Annotated in this window: 24 protein-coding genes; 23 read left to right on the top strand and 1 reads right to left on the bottom strand. The window is 49.6% G+C overall.

The window, feature by feature from the left end:
- The first annotated feature begins 60 nt into the window (after positions 1-60).
- The 12 genes from ACFVVF_RS05710 (at position 61) to ACFVVF_RS05655 (ending at position 10257) form a co-directional block, all read left to right on the top strand.
- Positions 61-828 (top strand): YHYH domain-containing protein, encoded by a 768-nt coding sequence (locus tag ACFVVF_RS05710; protein WP_387806232.1) that lies wholly within the window; start codon positions 61-63, stop codon positions 826-828.
- Between the two features lie 188 nt (positions 829-1016).
- Positions 1017-1589 (top strand): TetR/AcrR family transcriptional regulator, encoded by a 573-nt coding sequence (locus ACFVVF_RS05705; protein WP_387806230.1) that lies wholly within the window; start codon positions 1017-1019, stop codon positions 1587-1589.
- A 1205-nt stretch (positions 1590-2794) separates the two neighbouring features.
- Positions 2795-3391, top strand: coding sequence for an RNA polymerase sigma factor (locus ACFVVF_RS05700; protein ID WP_387806228.1), 597 nt, complete (start codon positions 2795-2797; stop codon positions 3389-3391).
- A 29-nt stretch (positions 3392-3420) separates the two neighbouring features.
- Positions 3421-3993: an anti-sigma factor family protein gene (locus ACFVVF_RS05695; RefSeq protein WP_387806226.1), complete on the top strand. Its 573-nt coding sequence runs from the start codon at positions 3421-3423 to the stop codon at positions 3991-3993.
- 166 nt (positions 3994-4159) lie between these two features.
- Positions 4160-5350, top strand: coding sequence for a hypothetical protein (locus tag ACFVVF_RS05690; RefSeq protein WP_387806224.1), 1191 nt, complete (start codon positions 4160-4162; stop codon positions 5348-5350).
- A gap of 165 nt (positions 5351-5515) precedes the next feature.
- Positions 5516-5698: an IDEAL domain-containing protein gene (locus ACFVVF_RS05685; protein ID WP_042162387.1), complete on the top strand. Its 183-nt coding sequence runs from the start codon at positions 5516-5518 to the stop codon at positions 5696-5698.
- Between the two features lie 159 nt (positions 5699-5857).
- Positions 5858-6286, top strand: coding sequence for a DUF2487 family protein (locus tag ACFVVF_RS05680; RefSeq protein WP_387806222.1), 429 nt, complete (start codon positions 5858-5860; stop codon positions 6284-6286).
- A 230-nt stretch (positions 6287-6516) separates the two neighbouring features.
- A complete protein-coding gene (locus ACFVVF_RS05675) occupies positions 6517-7047 on the top strand; it encodes a QcrA and Rieske domain-containing protein (RefSeq protein ID WP_387806220.1) in 531 nt (176 codons plus the stop codon).
- Between the two features lie 15 nt (positions 7048-7062).
- Positions 7063-7734: a menaquinol-cytochrome c reductase cytochrome b subunit gene (qcrB, locus tag ACFVVF_RS05670; protein ID WP_387806218.1), complete on the top strand. Its 672-nt coding sequence runs from the start codon at positions 7063-7065 to the stop codon at positions 7732-7734.
- Between the two features lie 18 nt (positions 7735-7752).
- Positions 7753-8628: a c-type cytochrome gene (locus ACFVVF_RS05665; RefSeq protein WP_387806216.1), complete on the top strand. Its 876-nt coding sequence runs from the start codon at positions 7753-7755 to the stop codon at positions 8626-8628.
- An 87-nt stretch (positions 8629-8715) separates the two neighbouring features.
- Complete coding sequence (locus tag ACFVVF_RS05660; protein ID WP_387806215.1) at positions 8716-9348, top strand: DUF1405 domain-containing protein; 633 nt, start codon at positions 8716-8718, stop codon at positions 9346-9348.
- Between the two features lie 42 nt (positions 9349-9390).
- Positions 9391-10257, top strand: a complete 867-nt coding sequence (locus tag ACFVVF_RS05655) for a sporulation protein YpjB (protein WP_387806213.1) — start codon at positions 9391-9393, stop codon at positions 10255-10257.
- Between the two features lie 34 nt (positions 10258-10291).
- On the opposite strand, the gene ACFVVF_RS05650 is transcribed toward ACFVVF_RS05655, so the two are convergent.
- Positions 10292-11158, bottom strand: coding sequence for a YitT family protein (locus tag ACFVVF_RS05650; protein ID WP_387806211.1), 867 nt, complete (start codon positions 11156-11158; stop codon positions 10292-10294).
- A gap of 148 nt (positions 11159-11306) precedes the next feature.
- Between ACFVVF_RS05650 and ACFVVF_RS05645 the strand changes: the two genes are divergently transcribed.
- The 11 genes from ACFVVF_RS05645 to panD all read left to right on the top strand — a co-directional run bounded on the left by ACFVVF_RS05645 (position 11307) and on the right by panD (position 20222).
- Positions 11307-11642: a nucleotide pyrophosphohydrolase gene (locus tag ACFVVF_RS05645; RefSeq protein ID WP_387806209.1), complete on the top strand. Its 336-nt coding sequence runs from the start codon at positions 11307-11309 to the stop codon at positions 11640-11642.
- 54 nt (positions 11643-11696) lie between these two features.
- Entirely contained in the window at positions 11697-12242 is a 546-nt protein-coding gene (locus tag ACFVVF_RS05640; RefSeq protein WP_387806207.1) for a tetratricopeptide repeat protein, read from the top strand.
- A 5-nt stretch (positions 12243-12247) separates the two neighbouring features.
- The gene (gene dapB / locus ACFVVF_RS05635) at positions 12248-13048 is read left to right on the top strand and encodes a 4-hydroxy-tetrahydrodipicolinate reductase (protein WP_387806205.1); all 801 of its coding nucleotides are present in this window, start codon (positions 12248-12250) and stop codon (positions 13046-13048) included.
- Between the two features lie 31 nt (positions 13049-13079).
- Positions 13080-13502, top strand: a complete 423-nt coding sequence (locus ACFVVF_RS05630) for a methylglyoxal synthase (RefSeq protein ID WP_387806203.1) — start codon at positions 13080-13082, stop codon at positions 13500-13502.
- Positions 13502-14194: a bacillithiol biosynthesis deacetylase BshB1 gene (gene bshB1, locus ACFVVF_RS05625; protein WP_387806201.1), complete on the top strand. Its 693-nt coding sequence runs from the start codon at positions 13502-13504 to the stop codon at positions 14192-14194. The genes ACFVVF_RS05630 and bshB1 overlap by 1 nt, the downstream gene beginning before the upstream one ends.
- A gap of 93 nt (positions 14195-14287) precedes the next feature.
- Positions 14288-15448: an N-acetyl-alpha-D-glucosaminyl L-malate synthase BshA gene (gene bshA, locus ACFVVF_RS05620; protein ID WP_387806199.1), complete on the top strand. Its 1161-nt coding sequence runs from the start codon at positions 14288-14290 to the stop codon at positions 15446-15448.
- Between the two features lie 87 nt (positions 15449-15535).
- On the top strand, positions 15536-16819 hold the full coding sequence (locus ACFVVF_RS05615; RefSeq protein WP_387806197.1) for a CCA tRNA nucleotidyltransferase: 1284 nt from the start codon (positions 15536-15538) through the stop codon (positions 16817-16819).
- A complete protein-coding gene (locus ACFVVF_RS05610) occupies positions 16806-17783 on the top strand; it encodes a biotin--[acetyl-CoA-carboxylase] ligase (protein WP_387806195.1) in 978 nt (325 codons plus the stop codon). Before ACFVVF_RS05615 ends, ACFVVF_RS05610 begins: the two co-directional genes overlap by 14 nt.
- Positions 17784-18042: 259 nt before the next feature.
- Positions 18043-18975, top strand: coding sequence for a 3-methyl-2-oxobutanoate hydroxymethyltransferase (gene panB / locus ACFVVF_RS05605; RefSeq protein WP_387806193.1), 933 nt, complete (start codon positions 18043-18045; stop codon positions 18973-18975).
- Entirely contained in the window at positions 18950-19846 is an 897-nt protein-coding gene (gene panC, locus ACFVVF_RS05600; RefSeq protein WP_387806190.1) for a pantoate--beta-alanine ligase, read from the top strand. Before panB ends, panC begins: the two co-directional genes overlap by 26 nt.
- Complete coding sequence (gene panD / locus ACFVVF_RS05595) at positions 19839-20222, top strand: aspartate 1-decarboxylase (RefSeq protein WP_387806188.1); 384 nt, start codon at positions 19839-19841, stop codon at positions 20220-20222. Before panC ends, panD begins: the two co-directional genes overlap by 8 nt.
- Positions 20223-20332 lie beyond the last annotated feature (110 nt).

Below are 20332 nucleotides of genomic sequence, written 5' to 3'. Positions count from 1 at the left end.
ATCTGTATAGAGAAAGCTGGTACAATTTAACTATTATACAGAAGATATGGGGGATTTATTTTGCAAAAAACAGTGGTCAGCTCTATCATTCTTGCTCTATTAGTTACGATGTTAATGCCGCTTGCCGCTTTGGCCCATTCCGGCAGAACCGACAGCAACGGGGGACATAACTGTTCCGAAAAGTCCAAGCGCAAAGGGTTGTGCACCGGCTACCATTACCATAATGGGGGCAAAAGCTCGGGCAGCATCTCTAGTTCTAGTTCGGGTTCAAGCTCTGGTTCCAAAAGCAGCGGCAGTACCAGCTCATCCGGCTCCAAATCAAGCAGCTCGGCTTCCGCTCCGAAAGTAAAAATCATTTATAATGAGACGGCGCCTTATCCCCATTGCAAAAAAGTGAAGGATGTCTATCGTTCAAGCAGTGGAAGCTATGTATACTATGACCGGGAATGGGACTGCAATAAGTATACCGAAGGCGGCGCAGTGTATACGGAGAGCAGTATGAGCTTATACGTAAACGACAAGTATTACAGCCTGCAGCAAAGCTTTATTAGCATCAAGGATTCAAGCTATATCTATATTAGAGATTTCAGCCAGGCGTTTGGATTTGAGATCGAGCTTGATCAATCGAAAAACGTTACTTTGAAATCAAAAGATACGACCATTAAGGTGTATGCGGAAAGCAAAAAGATTTATTTGAACGGGACCTACACCGGCTTCAATGCGGTTAAGGCTGACGGGCAATATTATTTGCCGTTCCGTGCTTCCTTGACATGGGCTAAAGCTAAGATTGATTCCATAAGCAGCTCAGCTGTTTATGTGTCTAGATAAGAGGACTCGGCATCGCCATTCAGTGGGATCTAGATATTAAATCGCACATGCTGCGAAGTCAGATGTTATCTCTAATGAAAAGCGCCGGCCTAATCGTGGGTTTCACGACTTGGCCGGCGCTTTTTGATAGTATGCTGAATCATTGTCTGCAAGTTGACATTTTACTTACTGGATGGTAGGTTCATGATATGAATACGAAAAACAACACCCTACAAAGTATTATGGATATCGGTCTTCAGCTCGTTCAGGAACGCGGATATAACGGATTTAGCTATGCGGATATTGCGGAAGCAGTCGGCATTCGCAAGGCAAGCATCCACTACCATTTTCCTTCAAAGCAGGATTTGGTGCAGGCCGTACTCATCCGATACCGCATGGATTTTATCCAAAAGCTCGAGCAAATAAATCTTCAACATATAAATGGAAGGGAGAAGCTGCAGCTATTTTTCAATCTGTACCGGGAGACTTTGGAAAACAACACGAAGCTGTGTTTATGCTCCATGATGGCTGCCGAGCTGAATTCTTTTCCCGAAGAAATTAGGAATGAACTGAATATTTTCTTCCGGGCTAATGAGAAATGGCTGGAAGAAGTGTTGGAGCAGGGGAAAAAGGATGGCGATTTCGAAGCGTCAATGAGTGCAGGCGAACAAGCGAAGATTCTCATCGCTTTTGTGCAAGGCGCGCAATTGTTGTCCAGAACATCGGGCGAAATGAGCTTCTATGATGCTTTGGTTGCGAATGTGATGGGGAGCTTGAGGTGAACTGCATGAGGTGCATCAGCCCCGGGTTCGCTGCGCATTTTGGTTCAGGCTGTCGTTCTTGATTCCATTTTCCCATCGCTTATACGATGCACTAATGAAAAGAATCATCGAAAAGCCATCCTGAACTCAAAATGCTCCGCTCTCCCTGATGCCGCTGCACCAACTGAGTAAACCATATATTGGTTAGTAAAGTTCATATAGCGCGGTGCCATTGAGGCACGCGGTGCTCGGTCGCACGTCAGCGGTCAGTATCCGGCATCCAGAGCACTAGTGAGTATAGGTATCCACCTGCAATTAGCGATAGCAGCAGTCCGCTGGGGGAGTTAGGTTAGTGAGGTATAGTTAGCTCGGATGAATCAAAATGTAAAAGTACATGTTAAGAGGCGCTTTTTCGGCGATTTATTGCATCAAAATGCAAAAGTGCAGGCTGATTCGGCTAAAAGGCTCCAAATGGCCGAAATCGAGCGGTTTCAAATGTATTTTTGCATTTTGAAGGCCATTTTGGCCTGTTTGAGGCCCAACAAAATGTACTTTTACAGTTTGTTCCTTATCTGCACTCTAATTTTCATCATTTGCGCGAGGATAGCGGCTAGTGAACTCATTTGAGTTATGTTGAGCTGCTCCACAAGTCATGTTGAGTGAGCGACAAGCTGCTTCAATGAGAGGAAATTAATATTAGTGCTTGGTGAGGGTAAACGAAGCGGGGAGCAGGCCGAATTGAAAATCCCAAACAGCGTCCAAGCACATTAGCAGCAGCTTTACCATAAGTTGATGGCGAGAAAATACGCATAGCCGCGCGGCAAGTCAGCCATCAGCATTAGCGGTACTATGGCAACAATAAGGACACTGCCGTCCATCAAAAAAATGAAATTTCACGCCGTTTTTGCTGCGTTTTTCTATACCAGCTAACCACCTTGAAAAAGGTGGTTTTATTTTTCTCATTTTCAGGACGTATTAAGGTTGCTATGTTACAATACTTAGGAATGCTTTGTCTGTAAAATAATGGGTGACCGACCATTTGTCGAAGCTAGCAGGAATTTGATAGAGCAACTCGAATAATTGGTAATAGGCCGATATCTTGACGGTATCGTCTACATATAATCATTTTTTTAATCTAATGACCGCAACTTTTCGCTTCCGGTTCGGTACAATGATACATAATCGAACTGGGAAGAAGAATTCGCAGGTGAGGAGGTTCGCCTGTCATGACTGATTCCCAATTAATAAGAGAAATTAAAGACGGCAATATTGAGCTGTATTCAGAGCTCATGCGCCGGTATCAACGCAAGATTCTATCATTTATCTATCATATGCTGAAGAGCGCAAAGCTGGAATTGCTGGCGGAAGACTTGTGCTCGGAAACCTTTTATAAAGCGTATCGAAGTTTGCATTCCTTTCGCGAGGTGGATGCTTCTTTTTCGACGTGGCTGTATACGATTGCACGCAATACGGTGCTGAGCGAGCTGCGCAAGCAGAAAGCGGCGAACCTGCCGCTCGAGGAGTCGGGACATATCCCGATCGCCTCGCCGGAATCAGCTCCTGAGCATCTCGTATTGCGCAATGAACGTATGGCGATGGTTCGCGACGCGATCAACAATTTGCCGGAGAAGCAGCGCTCGGCACTAATTCTTCGGGAATATGACCAATTAGACTATCAAGAGATTGCCAACATTTTAGGACAGACGGTCAGCTCCGTAAAATCGCTGCTGTTCCGGGCTAGAGCAAGCGTCAAAACGCAGCTTGAGCCTTATTTCGGTGATACGCAGATGATGGAGGAATTCGAAGGGATGAAAACGCGATGAACTGCGAGGACGTTCAACACAAATTCAGCATGTATTGGGAATTGTCCGAGGAGGATCCGGTAAGGGAGGAGATGGAGGCCCATCTGCTGGAGTGCGATCACTGCACCGAGCAGTTCCGTCTTTGGGAAGAAAGCGAATCTTTGATTCGTTTCATGCCAGAGGTGGAGGATGAGGACCATCTTGGCCCAATCGATCATGTGAATCGGAACGTAATGGATCGTATATATGCGGAGCAGTCATGGCTCATGCCGGTTGCTCAGAAAAGCTATCATTTCTCCAAGTCCTTCCGGCGCAACTTGGCCATCGTGATCGCCGGGTGCATGGCTATGTTCACCTGTGCGCTTATCTTTTTTGTGATCGACTATGAGAACCATCCCTCTGATGAGAAAATGGCTCAGTTAACCGGTCTGATGGACACGGCCAATGCGTCCGGCAGCGGCTTGGTCATTAGTGCGGAGTATGAGGTTCCTGTAGCAAGCATCAGCGATCCCTTCGTGTTGAAAGTCGTCCCTGCATTTCCGCAATATTGGGCGGCGCTGGCTCTGTTAGGCATTATTATTACTATGCTGATTCTGAACTGGCTGTCGCGGACACGCAACTGACAAGCAAAGATGAACTGTATATACCCATTAATATCTAACGTAAAGCCGATCGGGCGAAATAACCCGTATCGGTTTTTTTGCCGTTCCTTCGTTTGAAAATATAAATTTTTCCCCATAATGGTACTAATTCACGATGATGCAGGCATTACGGAGAGGGGGAGTGGCGATGAATTTTTCAGATATGCTCAGTTACGCCGATATCGGTCAGCTTAGCAGAATTGCTTCCGTGTACCGCTGCGAATGCAACGGGCACTCGAAAAATGATTTGATTCAATCAATTCTCTCAACAATCAGCAGAAACGATGTATTTGAGGCGCAAATTAACGGAATGAATGTCGAGGAGCTGCGCTTTCTGAATTCATTGATGTTCGAGACACGGGATTCCTTCAGTCTTGAGGAGTTGATCGCACGCGTTCAACAGAGCAAGTTCGGAGAAGCCGAACCGCAGAACAAGCAGGCCGAGCAGCCGGTACAGCCCGTCAAGCCGAAACGCTCCCGGAAAAAAAGCGAGCCGCTGCCGGTAAAGGAAACGACTCCTCGCGATATCATTGCACGGTTTAAGCATCAGGGCTGGCTGTTCAATGGCTTCAGCGGCCCTAACCGTTACTTGTTCCAAGTACCGCATGATTTGCGCACCCGGTTCCGCGATACGCTTAAGCGCAAGTTTGCCGCCCAGCTGCAGTATACCGATGAGCCGCATATGTACAGAGATGAACAGCAGCTGATGTCGGGCGATATTCGCCAGACGCTTCATTACATTCATCACAACGCGGTTCAGCTTGCGGCAGACGGTTCCATGTACAAACGGTTCAGCATGCAATTGCTCGACAGCTATGCCGTTCGCGAAGAGCTCCCTGCGAAGGGAGAATGGCGATTCGGCTACGGACGGCATTTCCACCATTACCCGAACCGGATGTCATTGCTTTTCGATTATTGCACCTCGATGCGTTACTTCGAGGAAAACCAGCTTACACTGGTACTGACAACGGCGGGACAAGAACGGCTGGCGGGCACTCCCGGCAACGAAATGGAATTGCTTTATAAGCTGTGGCTGAGGCTGTACAAAATACCGATGCCTAATGTGCTTGCACTATCGCAATGGATTAACGGTTTGGCGGAGCAATGGGTCACGCTGTCCTCACTAAGACCTGTGCTCATCCCTTTCATCAAGCCCTACTACTACGACGACGCAAACAAAATACTGGAGCATCGCCTAATTGGTATGATGGTTCATCTTGGATTGCTAAGAATCGGCGATCATCAGGAGCATGGAACCGTCATCCGGATGACGAAGGCGGGCAGAGCGGTTATGTCGGGTATCAGCTTGGAGAACAACGACAAGATGTTTCTATTATAATGAGCTGCCGGTATAGGCTGGAGCATATTCAGAGATAGGAAGGGCAATCGCACTCTACCGTTGCGACCCTTCTGAATATGCTTTAGTAGGAGCCGGAAATGGTGTCGGAGCTTTGAAAAACTAATAATCGGGGAAATTACGAGCACCGGTATGGAGGTGTATCCTATGGACAAAATGAAGGTAACGTATGAAGCCATGTTGGGGCTGGCGGCTGAAATGGTTCTGGATGAAGCCGTTCTGAAATTTCGCACGGAGCAAACGTATAAGGCGATCGACCAGGCGCTGGCGTCTGGGGACGAGGATACGTTCTACCGCTTGGCGAAGCAATTAAATGAAATGAAGCGATAAATGAAATGAATGTACAACTTCCGCGATGCGTGGCAGGCGACCGGCCTTCACCGCTAGCGGAAGTTTTTTTGTTGGAGACGATTGGCATTCTGTCCGATTGCGGTTAACATAGTAAGAATAGGCAAATAATAAATCACTGCAAGAAGGAGCCAATGTTTCATGAAATTCAGCGATATTGCGGCAGATCAATGGGAGGAGCTACGGCCCTACCTGGATACTTGTCTGCTCCCGGTGACCGGAATGACGGGAACGGAACAGCCCTATGAGGCGACTCAGGCGCTGGAAAAGCTAAGGGACGTCATGGATTTGATCGAGATCCCATTTAAAGGGAGGGTAGTTACGTATCCGGCATTGCATTACATAGAAGAAACAGATAAATCGGCGGCGGTGGAGAAGCTTTGCGCCCGCATGAAAGGCATCGGCTTTAAGTTCGTCATTGTCGTATCGGCAGCCGAGCAGAACGATTTAATTTGTCCGAGTGCAGATCTGCTGTTCACACCTGATGCGTCAGGGGCTATTCCTGCAGCACCGGCCATAGCCGAGGCTATTCAAACGGCTTGGAATGCAGGAAAGGATACGGACAATTAAATAATATTTGTATAATAAAATAGGCTTTTGGGGAAAACATATGGCATACAAGGTCAAATGTGACAATTTGACAACAAATTTATGAACGACATTTTATAGGTAAACAAATCTCCAGCCATATTCTTGACGCTCCCAAGCACCTAGGCTATTATAGTTATGTCCTAGTTCGTCATGTGTTTTATCGATGGGTAAAACACGAGAAATGGTTGGCAAAGGGGGTAGAACAGAAGATGAGTAACCACGAACATCACGAGACCGCGCATCGTCCGGTTCAGCGCAAAGAGATGTCCCGGCGTCAATTTTTGTCGTATACGCTCGGTGGTACGACTGCATTTATGATGGGCGGCGCGGTTTTGCCAATGGTCCGTTTTGCAGTGGACCCGCTGTTAGAAAAAAAGGGCGAAGGTACTTGGGTTAAAGTAGTAGAGGCATCAAAAATTACGAATGAACCGCAAGAATTTAAGTTCCAAATTCATCAGATCGATGGCTGGTACGTAAGTGATCCGGAGCTCGCAGCCTGGATTTCCAAGGATGCGAACGGAGAGATTTTCGCACTTTCGCCGGTATGTAAGCACTTAGGCTGTACAATCGGTTGGAATACGAAGGGCAAGAATGAATACGATTGCCCATGCCACGACGCGCGATATACGAAGGACGGCAAAAACCTTGCCGTTGCCCCGAATCCGCTTGATGAGTATGAAGTGAAGGTTGAAGACGGAACCGTGTACGTAGGTCCAATTAAAGCGAATTCACGAGTATAGGAGGGCGTATTTCAGATGTTTAAAAGCGTGTACAACTGGATTGACGAGCGTCTTGATATTACGCCGCTATGGCGGGATGTCGCGGATCACGAGGTGCCTGAGCACGTCAACCCTGCACATCACTTCTCCGCCTTCGTTTATTGCTTTGGCGGCCTGACGTTTTTCATCACTGTAATTCAAATTTTGTCCGGCATGTTCTTGACGATGTACTACGTACCGGATATTCTCAATGCTTATGCAAGCGTTGACTATTTGAACCATAAAGTTGCATTTGGCGGAATCGTCCGCGGCATGCACCACTTTGGGGCAAGCTTAGTTATCGTAATGATGTTCTTACATACCTTGCGTGTATTCTTTACCGGCTCCTACAAGGCGCCGCGCGAAATGAACTGGGTTGTAGGGATGCTGATTTTCTTCATTATGTTGGGTCTTGGTTTTACAGGCTACCTGTTGCCATGGGACAACAAAGCTTACTTCGCGACTAAAGTCGGCGTTCAAATTGCAGAATCGGTTCCTTACATCGGCCCTTATATCGCGCAATTCCTGTATGGCGGCGATATCGTAGGCGCGCAGACGCTGACTCGCTTCTTCGCGATTCACGTATTCTTCTTGCCTGGCGCGCTGATCGCTATGCTTGCGGCTCACTTCTTGATGATTCGGAAGCAAGGCATTTCAGGACCACTTTAAGCGAAGGGAGGACTCACTATGGCGCATGGTCATAAATCAAACGAGAAAGTCGTTTTTGTCGGCGACTCTCGTGTAAAGAAGGGCGCAGGCGTTCAAGTTCCGCCTGACTATACGTCCTACCCCGGTAAATCGGAAGCGTTCATCCCGAACTTCTTGCTTAAGGAATGGATGGTTGGCTGCGTCGTGCTGGTCGGCTTCCTCGTATGGACGATTGCAGAGCCGGCACCGCTGGGCTACCCTGCAGATCCAACAAACGCATCTTTCATTCCGATGCCGGACTGGTACTTCTTGTTCCTGTATCAATTTTTGAAATATCCATATGTATCGCAAGACTACATCGTACTTGGTACGATGGGTGTTCCGGCTGTTTTGTTCGGAGGCCTGCTGCTCGCTCCTTTCCTTGATACAGGCAAGGAACGCCGCTTCTACCGTCGTCCGATCGCTTCGTCGCTTATGTTCCTTTCACTGATTGCTGTTGTGTATCTGACGATTATTTCGTGGACGCACTACACGCATCAGCTGGAAATAACGAATACGATTCCTGAGCATCATGTCCGGGAAGAGAAAGCGCGTGAAGCAGCTGAGAAAGGCCAAGAGCCGCCTAGCACGGTGAAAAAACCAGAGGCAGCTGTTGCACTCGTTGATGCGAAAGATCCGGCAATGGATATTGCTAAGAAAGCACAGTGCGTGAGCTGTCACGCAGCTGACTTGAAAGGCAATCCGCCGCAAGTACCAGCATTAACCGGTGTTGGCGACAGACACTCGAAAGAAGAACTTGTCGATATCGTAACAAATGGTAAAGGCGGAATGCCTGAATTCGGCAGCAAATTGTCGGCTGAAGAAATCGATCAATTGACAACTTGGCTTGCTAAACAAAAGGCTCCAGCCAAATAATAGCTGCAACTTCAAAAAACCTGATCGTATCTGCGGTCAGGTTTTTTCTCGAATTTTTACAGAGCTTATGCAAAGGGAGAGTACGACGTGAATCTATCATGGTTTTGGAGCCGCTCTTTTCTCATGAACCGGGGGATGCTGTGGCTGTTGTTTGTTGTGAACCTGCTTGGCACAATTTACGGTTATATATGGTACGGCAATCAACTGGAGGATACGCTGGCGAATAATCCGCTGTGGCAGATCGTGTTCGTACCGGACAGCCCGACGGCCAGCTTGTTTTTCACGCTAGTGCTGCTCTATTTCTTGTTCCCGCCCAAATCAAAATCCAAATGGATTAACGGCACCCGGATGATCATTGAAGGTTTAGCTGTCGTTACCTCCGTTAAATACGGTATTTGGGCGGTTGCGATGATCGTTGCCGGAGGCTGGCAGGGTGATCCGCTCAATTGGCAGCATGGGATGCTGAGTGTCTCCCATCTTGGCATGGCACTGGAAGTGCTGCTTTATGCGAGATTCATGAAAGCCGGAGGAATTGCCGCATTCATCGGAACGTTATGGCTGCTGCTAAACGATACGGTGGATTATCAATTTGGCGTGTTTCCTTGGCTGGCAGAGGAACTGATGGATGACTTGCCGCAAGTCGAGCTGTTTACCTATTGCTTGTCGATATTCAGCTTCATCGTCGGTTGGCTTGCTCTAAGAGCAAGAAAACAGGAATAAACATGGACATCCCCTCATAGAGTTTTCTATGGGGGGATGTCCATGTTCATGAAGATACGTATCGTCATACCTATGCTGTTCTGTATCGCCATGACGATCGGTTCCGTAACGTCTGTTTTTGCTGCGCCCGCGTCCATTCGGGCAGTTGACTATACGAGCGCTGTCAAGCAGGAGCTGTTGAAGCTGGACGAAACGGCCGATCATTTGTACGAAGCCGCTTATACGAATAACCGCCAGGCGGGATTTAAATATGCGCAGCAGCTTAAGAGACAGATGAAAAGGGACGAGCTGCATCGTTTCGGACAAACGGCAGGCTGGCGTCTATTAGAGGAAAGCGTGCAGTCTGTCGAAACGACACTGCGAAGCGGTAAACCGACAACGGATTGGCTTATTGCATCGGCGCGTATCCATTTGACGACAGATGCTTTGCTGCGCCCGCAGCATGCGTTATGGCTTCAATATGAGAAGGTGATGCTGGAGGATTTGCGCAGAGTTAATCAGGCTTGGAACCGGCAGACCGGGGATGGAGCGGTAGCGGCAAGGGCGGCCATGCACAGCTTTACCGATCATTTATCCAAAATTGAAGCGGCTGCAGCCATGCAGCGGCCAAGTGAACGCATTACGGAGCTTAAGGAGCGGATGAAATATACGAATGTGCTGCTGGAGGCGGGAATGAAAGAACAGACGAAGCAGGATTGGACGGGTGATTCGATCCACGATTTGCAATCCGCCTTGGCTAATTTATTTGCTGATCGGCTGGCAGCCAATGACGAGCCTGTGTTCGCGCCGCCTGCCGCCGCTAATCCGATTACCTGGAGCCTTCTGCTTGGAGCTATTATCACCGGGGCGCTTACTTATACAGCATGGAAGAAATACAGACATGTGCCTTACGGAGTGAAAAAGCTTTAGCTGCTTCTCTTCTCTTCATTTACCTAAATATGACTTACTCTTCCTTAAAGCCTTCGCCCAGCACGTCATGGACTTCGCTGATAACGGTAAAGGACCTGGGGTCGATACTGCGGATGATCGATTTCAAACGGCGCATTTCCTGCCTTTGAACGACGCAGTAGACGACCTCTTTTGCATGTCCGGAGAACGCGCCCTTTGCAGGCATCAAGGTGACGCCGCGTTCGAGCTCCTGCGCAATGCGGTCGGCCATCGCTGTGCCGTGATCTGTTATAATTGTGAACGCCTTGGCGGAATAGGCTCCGTCTTGTATGAAGTCGATCAGGCGGGAGGCGACGAATACAGCAACGAGTGTATACAATACTTTTACGGTCGGGATGTATAGGAGTGCCGCGCCGATTATGACCGCATCAAAGCCCAATATGACCTGCCCCATACTGAATGTTTTTTTACGCGTGGCCAGCCGGGCGATAATATCGACGCCGCCGGTCGTTCCGCCGAAGCGAAATACGATGCCGAGTCCGGTACCCAAAGTCACGCCGGCATAGAGGGCCGCCAGAATATAATCTTGGGAAGTATGAAATGGGACGAGCCAGCCTTTATGAATCAATCGTTCAAGCAATGCAAGAAAAAGCGACAGCGAGCCGACGCCAACGACGGTGTAGGCCATCTCCGGGCGGCTTAGCGTTCTCCAGCCGACGATAAACAAAGGAATGTTCAGAAGCAGCGTGGATAGTGACAAGGGCCAGCCGAGCGCATAATTGAGCAGAACGGCGATGCCTGTCACACCGCCTTCCGTCAACTGGTTGGGGATGACGAAATAATGCAGTCCAAATGCATAGATGGCGGTGCCGACCATTATAGGGAGTATAATTTGCAATTGGGCAGTCATTTTACGCAGCATAAATAGGCTCCTTTTCGCCGGTTATGACATATAATTGATAGTATGGCTCAAATCAAGGCATCTCAAAAAACATTGTTTTCATCGTCACGATACGTTAACATATGAATTGTTATATGTTGTTGAGAATAGTGGAGAGGGATCGACGTGAATGACTGAAAAATCGTTAGCTGACATTCAGCGTGAAGTGGATGCATATATTTCCCAATTCAAAGAAGGCTATTTCAGCCCGCTTGCTTTAATGGCCAGAATGAGCGAAGAAGTTGGAGAGCTCGCCCGCGAGGTCAACCATTTCTACGGGGAAAAGCCGAAAAAGGCCGATGAAGCCGATAATTCGGTGGAAATGGAGCTTGGCGACATTTTATTTATTTTATCATGCTTCGCCAATTCGTTAGGCATTGACCTGACGGAAGCTCACAATAAAGTAATGGATAAATTCAATACGCGGGATGCGAACCGGTGGACGAGAAAAAACGCTGAACAGTAGACTGCCTCTATACATATGCTGTACCATCACCCTGTGTACAAGGAGGATGGGCAGATGGACGGCGAAAGCTGTGTGAAAAAGGCGTATGAGCATATTCTGAACAGTGATTTCGAGCAAGCGATCGAATGGTTCGAGAAGGCGATTGCGGCGGACCCCGGCAATGCCAGTTATCATTATAAGTGTGCAATTTCTTGTTCCCGAAGCGGGAAATGGAGCAAGGCGCACCGATATGCGCTGCTGGCCGTCGAGCTTGACGGCAGCCATCCGGAATACGGATTTTATTTGCAGACGATCGAAGCGAAGCTCGATGTTATTGCCGCTGAGCAGTACATCAAAGCGGTACCGCCGCTTCATGCAGAAGCTTTGACTTTGCTGCGGCAAGCGGCGGAGAAGGACCCGTTAAGCTTTGAAGCTTTTTTTCTAATGGCAATGGTCTATGCCGAAATCGGCGATTTGGATGCGGCAGCGATGAACGCGCGTGAAGCGATCCGGATCGACCCGGGTCACTCTGCAGCACGGCGTTTGTTCGCAGATGTGAACCGGAAACGGCGCACGCTTCGCGACCGGATTAAGGAAAGATATCGGAAAAGGAACAGGTGAATACAATGGAAAAGATTAGAGTAGCGGTTGCAGGAGCAAATGGCAGAATGGGCCGCGAGGTTGTAAAAATGGTGCTGGAGGATGAGACGCTGGAGCTCGTCGCCGCTGTCGCTCCTTCAGCAGGCGCTGTTGACGCCGGGATATTTGCAGGCAAAGGCAATACCGGCGTCATCGCCAGCAAGACTTTGGAAGAAGCGCTCAGCAGCGCCAAAGCCGATGTTCTTGTCGATTTCACCGTGCCTCAAGCTGCCTACAGCAATACGAAGACCGCGATTGAGTATGGCGTTCGTCCAATTGCAGGTACGACTGGCTTTACTCCTGAACAAATCGAAGAGCTGGACAAGCTCAGCAAGGAAAAAGGGATAGGCGCATTGATCGCTCCTAACTTCTCGATTGGCGCGATCTTGATGATGAAATTTGCGGCGGAAGCCTCCAAATATTTGCCTCACATTGAAATTATCGAATATCATGGCGACCAGAAGCTGGATGCTCCATCAGGCACATCGATCAAAACGGCGGAATTAATCTCGCAAGCCCGCGGGGAGCTTCGTCAAGGCAATCCGAACGAGCATGAGATCATTGAAGGCGCCCGCGGCGGTTACTACAATGGCTTCCGTATACATAGCGTAAGATTGCCAGGCGTATTCGCTCAGCAGGAAGTCGTGTTCGGCGGCTACGGGCAAACGCTCAAAATCCGTCATGACTCCTATGATCGCGCCGGCTACATGCCAGGCGTAAATGTTGCTGTCAAAAAAATTATGACCTACAGCGGTTTAATTTATGGCTTTGAGCATTTAATGGATTAATTAAGAAGCAGGCAGAGAGGAGAACAGCATCGTGTTGAACATTGCATTTATCGCTCATGACCGTAAAAAAGAGGAAATGGTCAATTTCGTTATTGCCTATGAGCATGTTTTCGCGCCTCATCGACTTTATTCGACCGGCACAACCGGTACGCGCATTATGGAACAAACGAAGCTAAGCATTCACCGTTTTATGTCCGGGCCTCTGGGAGGCGACCAGCAGATTGGCGCTTTGGTAGCACAAAATGAAATGGACTTCATCATCTTCCTGCGTGATCCGTTGATGGCGCAGCCGCATGAGCCGGATATTATCGCCCTGTTGCGTCTGTGTGACGTTCAAGGCATTCCGGTTGCGACTAACGTTGCAACGGCTGAGCTGCTTGTTAAAGCGCTGGAGCGAGGCGACTTCGGCTGGCGCGAATTGGTGCATAAATATAAGCCGGGAGAGCCGGTCTAATGACACAGCTCGATATTCTAATCTTTGGAGCGCATGCAGATGATGCGGAGATCGGAATGGGCGGTACGATCGCCAAGCATACGGCAGCCGGTCTGCGCGTTGGCATATGTGATCTGACGAAAGCTGAAATGTCATCCAACGGTACAGTTGAGCTAAGGCTGCAGGAGGCGGAAGAGGCTTCCTCGGTGCTTGGCTTAGCTTCGCGTACCAATTTAGGGCTGCCCGATCGCGGACTAACGCTGTCACGGGAGCATATCGATGCCGTTGTAGCAGAGATTCGGCGTGCTCAGCCGCGCATCGTGTTCGCGCCTTATGGCGTAGACCGTCATCCGGATCATATCGCTTGCAGCAAAATCGTCGAAGAGGCGGTATTCAACGCCAAGCTTCGCCGCTATATGCCGGAGCTTCCCGCCGTACAGGTGCAGCAATTGATCTATTACTACATAAATGATGTGGACGAAGTCTCGCTAGCCATAGATGTGTCCGATTACTATGAGGCCAAGCTGGCTTCACTCAGCGCCTACCGGTCGCAATTTCAATCGGCCTCTGAAGGCGACCGGGTAGCTACACCGCTTACCGACCGCTATATTGAGCGGGTTGCGGCGCGTGATTTGCTTCTCGGCCAGTCTAAGGGCTGGAAATACGGGGAAGGCTTCGCGATCAAACAGCCATTCGCCGTCGATTTGTTCTAGCTTCCAAGCCTTGGGGGCTTGATAACGCGGCATATTATAACGAATAATAAAATATACAATGTAATGCAACATGTGAAACGGAGGTGCGACAAAGTGGCGCGAAAGTTGAAAATTGGAATTACCTGTTATCCGACCCTAGGAGGCTCGGGCGTCGTCGCCACCGAACTGGGCAAATTGATGGCCGAACGCGGCCATGAAATTCATTTTATTACACATAGCATACCGTTCAGGCTCGGTAAATTTCATAAAAATATTTATTATCATGAAGTGGAAGTCAATGATTACTACGTCTTCAGATATCCGCCTTATGACCTGGCATTGGCAAGCAAGATGGCTCAAATCGCCAAAAGAGAAAAGCTGGACCTTCTCCATGTTCATTATGCCGTTCCTCATGCTGTCTGCGCTCATTTGGCTAAACAAATGGTCGGAGATGACTTGAAAACGGTGACGACACTGCATGGCACTGATATTACAGTACTTGCACAGGATGAATCACTCAAAGATCTGATTCGTCTTGCTATTAACGAGAGCGATGCCGTTACAGCCGTATCGCAGGACTTGATTAATGAGACGCGGTCGCTGCTGGACATTTCAAGAGCGATCGATCTTACGTATAATTTCGTCGACAAGCGGATCTATTATCCGCGCGATGCGGTTTCGCTCCGCGCAGATTACGCAGCGCCGCACGAGAAAGTGCTTATGCATATTTCCAACTTCCGTCCGGTAAAACGGGTTGGAGACGTGGTTGAAATATTCGAGAAGGTTGCAGCGCGTATGCCTGCCAAGCTGCTTCTTGTAGGCGAAGGACCGGAGCTGTCCAAAATTCAATGCCGCATTACGCAAATGGGGCTGGAGGACCGCGTTCATTTCCTTGGCAAGCAAGAGGATGTCGCTCAGGTCATCTCCATTGCCGACCTGCTGCTGCTTCCTTCGGAGAAGGAAAGCTTTGGTCTTGTCGCACTGGAAGCGATGGCCTGCGGTGTTCCGACAATCGGCTCGACGGCAGGAGGCATTCCCGAGCTCGTCACGCACGGGGAGACTGGTTACTTATGTCCAATCGGCGATGTGGAAGGAATGGCAGGCTATGCCGTTCGCCTGCTGTCTGACGAGCAGCTGCACGCAAGCTTCAAGGAAGCATGCATTCAGCGCGCGAGATTTGAATTTTGCAATGATAAGATTACGACAGAATACGAGGAAATTTATTACCGTACGTTAGGCATTGAAGCGCAGCTGCCTGTACCGGTATGCGATTAACTACAGAAAGCAAAGAGAGAACAGGCAGCCAAGCAAGCTGCCTGTTTTGTTGCCTGCCGCAGGTGCGAGAGCGAAGGAGGTGATCCGATGAAGGAAGCCAGATTACTCGATATGCCCGGGATGATGGCGGGTGCGCTGCCCGTATTGGAGCAATTAAATGGGCAAGGGTATGAAGCAGTGTTTGTAGGGGGCTGCGTTCGCGATACGGCAATGGGACTGCCCATTCATGATATCGATATCGCTACCGCCGCGCTGCCGGAGCAGGTGATGGCGATTTTCCCGGACAGTATCCCGACAGGTCTGCAGCATGGTACAGTGACGGTCCGTTTTCAGGATGAGCTGTATGAGGTGACGACGTTTCGAACCGAATCGGAGTATGAACAGCATCGCAGGCCTGCTGGCGTCCGTTTCATCGCCAGCCTGGAAGGCGATTTGCAGCGCCGGGATCTAACAATTAATGCAATGGCTTTGAAGGCGGACGGCACGCTGCACGATCCATTTGGCGGATTGCTCGACATTGAACGCAGATCGATCCGATGCGTCGGGGATGCGGATGCCAGATTTCAGGAGGATGCCCTTCGTATGCTCCGGGCGGTTCGATTTGCTGCTAAGTTCGGCTATAGCTTTGCCTATCGGACATGGAAAGCGTTGCGCCGCCATCATCATCTGCTTCGGCATATTGCAATGGAGCGGGTAATGGCTGAGCTTGACCAAATGCTCGGAGGACCTCGTCCGGCGGCCGCAATGAAGCTGCTTAGCGAAAGCGGCTTATTGCTGCAGACGGCTAAGCCACTTCCGGCATTAACCGGTATTCAGCCTAGTCCGCGATGGGACAAATTGGCAGGGCTTAAACCAGAGCTTCGATGGGCTGCGCTATTCGCATATTGCGGAACAGCTGTGGAACAGATGGAGACGACAATGGAATCGCTGCGTTTTCCAGGCAAGCTCAGGAATTCTGTCAAGAGCGTTATCGGTGTGCAATTACGGATGCAAGCTGTGCTGGATATTGCTTCACAAGATAAAGAACAGCAGTTAGTCAGAGGAGAATGGACGAGCTGTGTACTGGAATATGGAGCCGAAGCGGCCGCAGATTGGCTGAACATTCTAATGCTGGAGGAAATCTATCCTGAATTTGCAGCAGCTTTCAGCGAGTGGCTCGAGGAAATGCCGGCAACGGCATTGAAACAATTAAAGATCGATGGACATGCATTGGCGCAAGGCGTGAACCGGCAGCCGGGCAGCTGGATGGGACCTATGATGAAACGGCTGCTGCTTGCGGTTGCGATGAAGCAATTGCCGAATGAACCGGAACATTTGCTGGAACAAGCAAAACTATGGATAGCAAAGGATAGGATAAATGACGATGAGTAAATTGCTGGAGCTGTTAGCCGCCCATTCCGGACAATATGTGTCCGGAGAGATGATCAGCCGTGAACTGAACGTTAGCCGAACGGCGATTTGGAAGCAAATTCACAAGCTGGAAGACCAGGGATATGAGATTGAGGCGTCCAGACGGCTCGGTTATAAGCTGCTGGCTGTGCCGGACAAGTACTCCCTTGACGAGCTTGACGAGCAGCTGCAGACCACAGCGTTTGGCCGTAATATTCATCTGTTCGAGCAGGTGGATTCAACGCAAAATGTCGCGCAAAAGCTTGCGGACGAAGGCGCGCCGGAAGGCACGCTCGTTATTGCGGAGCAGCAAGTAAGCGGGCGGGGCAGAATGGGACGCTCCTGGGTGTCGCCAAAGGGCAAAGGGGTATGGATGAGCCTCATTATGCGGCCCACCGTTCCGGTTCATTTTGCACCGCAGCTAACGTTATTGACTGCAGTGGCGCTTTGCCGAAGCCTAATGAAGCTGACTTCATTGCCAATCGGCATCAAATGGCCCAATGATTTATTAATTGACGGAAAAAAAATTAGCGGCATCCTGCTGGAGTCGACAGCGGAAGACGCCCGTCTTCGCTATGTTATTGCAGGTGTAGGAATTAGCGTCAACCTCGCAGCCTCCGATTATCCGGAGGAGATGCAAGACCGCGCAACTTCACTGCGTATCGCCTCGGGATCAAGACTTAGCCGGGAAGCGGTCATTGCTGCTTTTATGCTGGAGTGGGAGCAGCTTTATACTTTGTATCAAGAGCAGGGATTTGCCCCTGTCGTCACCCTGTGGGAAGCACTCTCCGTCTCGCTTCACAAGCCTGCACGGCTGACTACGCCACAAGGCATCATAGATGGTACGCCGGTAGCGCTGGATGAAAGCGGAGCAATTGCCGTCAAGCTGGAGGACGGCAGCTTCGTTCTTGTCTTTTCGGCGGAAATGGGCGAGCCTGTAACGTAATCGACACATTTACGAATGTTTGTTTTTTTGTTACTATGAATGTAGCAGACGGCATTCTCATGGAGGAGCTGTACTCGCTGCATTCATACAAGCAAGGTTTGACAAAGCAAGGCAAGCAACACTCTGCTCTGAGCCGTAGGGACCGAGACAGAAGGAAGCCAATAACAAGCTATCGTTTCCTTTTTCGTTCGAGGACCTTTTTAGCAGCGGCTAAAAGGTTTTTTTGTGTTTATCCTAACACTGAAGGGAATGAAGCGTAATGAGGAAACGGTTAACGATAACCGCATTAAAGACCATGAAGCAAAAAGGCGATCCGATTTCCATGCTGACTGCCTATGACTATCCGTCGGCCATTTTGTCAGAGGAAGCGGGAATTGATGTTATTCTTGTCGGGGATTCGCTCGGCAATGTCGTTCTCGGCTATGACACGACGATTCCTGTCACGCTGGAGGATATGATTTATCATACGAAGGCGGTCATGAGAGGGGCTAAGCAGACATTTGTCGTCACTGATATGCCCTTTATGACTTATGGTGTCGGACGGGAAACGACGATGCGCAACGCAGCCAGACTGATGCAGGAAGGCGGAGCGCAGGCGCTTAAGCTGGAAGGCGGAAGTGAAATCGCGGATGATGTGACCGCATTAGTTCAAGCGGGTATTCCAGTAATGGGACATATCGGCCTGACGCCGCAGTCCGTTCACCAATTGGGCGGTTTTCGCGTTCAGGGCAAGCTGGACCGTGAAGCGGCCAAGCTGATGGAGGATGCGAAAGCATTGGAGAAGGCAGGCGCATTCGCAATCGTGCTGGAGCTCGTTACAGAGCCGCTGGCAGAGGCGATCAGCAAGGAGCTTTCGATTCCGACGATTGGCATCGGGGCAGGCCGGGGCTGTGACGGACAAGTGCTGGTCTACCATGATCTCATTCAATATTCCTCGCCATATTACGAGAAAAAAATGGTTAAAACCTATACAAACGCAGGGGAATCGATTCGCAATGCGATCAAATCCTATGTGGATGAAGTGAAAACAAAAGCTTTTCCGGCTGAGGAGCATTCATTTGGTGTTCTGAACGCGGACAAACAGGAGCAAGTAACGCAACTTTATGGCGCCGCTGCCGCAATCAAGGATTCAGAAGGCGGCGTCAAAGGAGAGGGGCAAGACAAGCGTGATCGTGTGCCGAACCATAGCTGAGCTGCGTGCTGCTCTCCTTGAGGGCAAAGCGCAATTGTCCGGAAGCAAAGTATCCGTAGGACTTGTGCCTACGATGGGCTATTTGCATGAAGGGCATGCCAGTCTAATGAGAAAAAGCGCGGAGGAGAACGGTTTAACCGTTTTGTCGATTTTCGTCAATCCGCTGCAATTTGGTCCCAATGAAGATTTTGAACGTTACCCGCGCAACGAAGAGCGCGATTTGGCGCTGGCGGAGCAGAACGGCATCGACATTGCCTTCCTGCCGTCGGTTGATGTGATGTATCCGGTGAAGCCTCTGACTACCGTTCTTGTAAATCAGCTGACGGACCGGCTTTGCGGTGCATCTAGGCCAGGACATTTTGATGGCGTAGGCACTGTAGTCAGTAAGCTGTTCCATCTGGTTCAGCCGGATCGCGCCTATTTCGGAATGAAGGATGCGCAGCAGGTTGCGGTCATTCAGCAAATGACCGATGATCTGAATTTCCCGGTCACCATCGTTCCTTGTCCGACGCTTCGCGAGCCGGACGGTCTTGCGCTTAGCTCACGCAACGTTTATTTGACAGCCGAGCAGCGTCAGCAGGCGATCGTATTGTCGCAATCGCTTAATCAGGCGGGGGAATGGGTTCGCGAGCCGGGAATAAGCGCTGAGGAGCTCGTGAAGCGCGTTAAGGATGCCATTCGCAAAGCGCCTCAGGCGGATATCGATTATGTTGAATGGCTTCGTTATCCAAGTCTTCAGCCTATGGAAGCATCTGAGCCGATTAGGCTGGAATCGGAACGTTATATTTTGGCGTTAGCCGTAAAGTTTGGATCTACCCGATTAATTGACAATCATTTGTTTGGTTCCTCCGGAGGTGACTACCATGTATAGAACGATGATGAAATCTAAGCTTCACCGCGCAACGGTGACAGAAGCGAATTTGAACTATGTGGGAAGCATTACGATCGACGAGAATTTGATGGATGCTGCCGATATATGGGAGAACGAAAAGGTGCAAATCGTCAACAACAACAATGGCGCCCGGTTTGAGACGTATGTTATTACCGGCGAGCGCGGCTCCGGCGTTATTTGCTTGAACGGCGCAGCAGCGCGCCAAGTGCAGCCTGGAGATCAGGTCATTATTATTTCATACGCTTCAATGAGCAATGAGGAAGCACGCAGCCATAAGCCGATTGTTACGATTCTGGACAGCGACAACCGTCCGCTCAAAAGCTTGACTGAAGAAATTCACGCAACCATTATCTAATGCTGCCTGAGACTGGCGAATCAGCTTCGTTCCAGCGCTATGTAACGGCTGGCACCGGGTATGAAAAGCACCCCCGAAACAAAGAATGAGCATATCACTCCTCAATTCTT

The sequence above is a fragment of the Paenibacillus sp. NPDC058174 genome, assembly GCF_042883865.1.
GTDB lineage: Bacteria > Bacillota > Bacilli > Paenibacillales > Paenibacillaceae > Pristimantibacillus.
This window is presented reverse-complemented; position numbering and strand designations above follow the sequence as displayed.

Excerpts from the sequence above, each read along its gene's own strand:
- ACFVVF_RS05705 (WP_387806230.1), top strand. The coding sequence starts at position 1,017 with ATGAATACGAAAAACAACACCCTACAAAGTATTATGGATATCGGTCTT.
- ACFVVF_RS05700 (WP_387806228.1), top strand. The coding sequence starts at position 2,795 with ATGACTGATTCCCAATTAATAAGAGAAATTAAAGACGGCAATATTGAG.
- ACFVVF_RS05695 (WP_387806226.1), top strand. The coding sequence starts at position 3,421 with ATGTATTGGGAATTGTCCGAGGAGGATCCGGTAAGGGAGGAGATGGAG.
- ACFVVF_RS05690 (WP_387806224.1), top strand. The coding sequence starts at position 4,160 with ATGAATTTTTCAGATATGCTCAGTTACGCCGATATCGGTCAGCTTAGC.
- ACFVVF_RS05685 (WP_042162387.1), top strand. The coding sequence starts at position 5,516 with ATGGACAAAATGAAGGTAACGTATGAAGCCATGTTGGGGCTGGCGGCT.
- ACFVVF_RS05680 (WP_387806222.1), top strand. The coding sequence starts at position 5,858 with ATGAAATTCAGCGATATTGCGGCAGATCAATGGGAGGAGCTACGGCCC.
- ACFVVF_RS05675 (WP_387806220.1), top strand. The coding sequence starts at position 6,517 with ATGAGTAACCACGAACATCACGAGACCGCGCATCGTCCGGTTCAGCGC.
- qcrB (WP_387806218.1), top strand. The coding sequence starts at position 7,063 with ATGTTTAAAAGCGTGTACAACTGGATTGACGAGCGTCTTGATATTACG.
- ACFVVF_RS05665 (WP_387806216.1), top strand. The coding sequence starts at position 7,753 with ATGGCGCATGGTCATAAATCAAACGAGAAAGTCGTTTTTGTCGGCGAC.
- ACFVVF_RS05655 (WP_387806213.1), top strand. The coding sequence starts at position 9,391 with ATGTTCATGAAGATACGTATCGTCATACCTATGCTGTTCTGTATCGCC.
- ACFVVF_RS05650 (WP_387806211.1), bottom strand. The coding sequence starts at position 11,158 with ATGCTGCGTAAAATGACTGCCCAATTGCAAATTATACTCCCTATAATG.
- ACFVVF_RS05645 (WP_387806209.1), top strand. The coding sequence starts at position 11,307 with ATGACTGAAAAATCGTTAGCTGACATTCAGCGTGAAGTGGATGCATAT.
- ACFVVF_RS05640 (WP_387806207.1), top strand. The coding sequence starts at position 11,697 with ATGGACGGCGAAAGCTGTGTGAAAAAGGCGTATGAGCATATTCTGAAC.
- dapB (WP_387806205.1), top strand. The coding sequence starts at position 12,248 with ATGGAAAAGATTAGAGTAGCGGTTGCAGGAGCAAATGGCAGAATGGGC.
- bshB1 (WP_387806201.1), top strand. The coding sequence starts at position 13,502 with ATGACACAGCTCGATATTCTAATCTTTGGAGCGCATGCAGATGATGCG.
- ACFVVF_RS05615 (WP_387806197.1), top strand. The coding sequence starts at position 15,536 with ATGAAGGAAGCCAGATTACTCGATATGCCCGGGATGATGGCGGGTGCG.
- ACFVVF_RS05610 (WP_387806195.1), top strand. The coding sequence starts at position 16,806 with ATGACGATGAGTAAATTGCTGGAGCTGTTAGCCGCCCATTCCGGACAA.
- panB (WP_387806193.1), top strand. The coding sequence starts at position 18,043 with ATGAGGAAACGGTTAACGATAACCGCATTAAAGACCATGAAGCAAAAA.
- panD (WP_387806188.1), top strand. The coding sequence starts at position 19,839 with ATGTATAGAACGATGATGAAATCTAAGCTTCACCGCGCAACGGTGACA.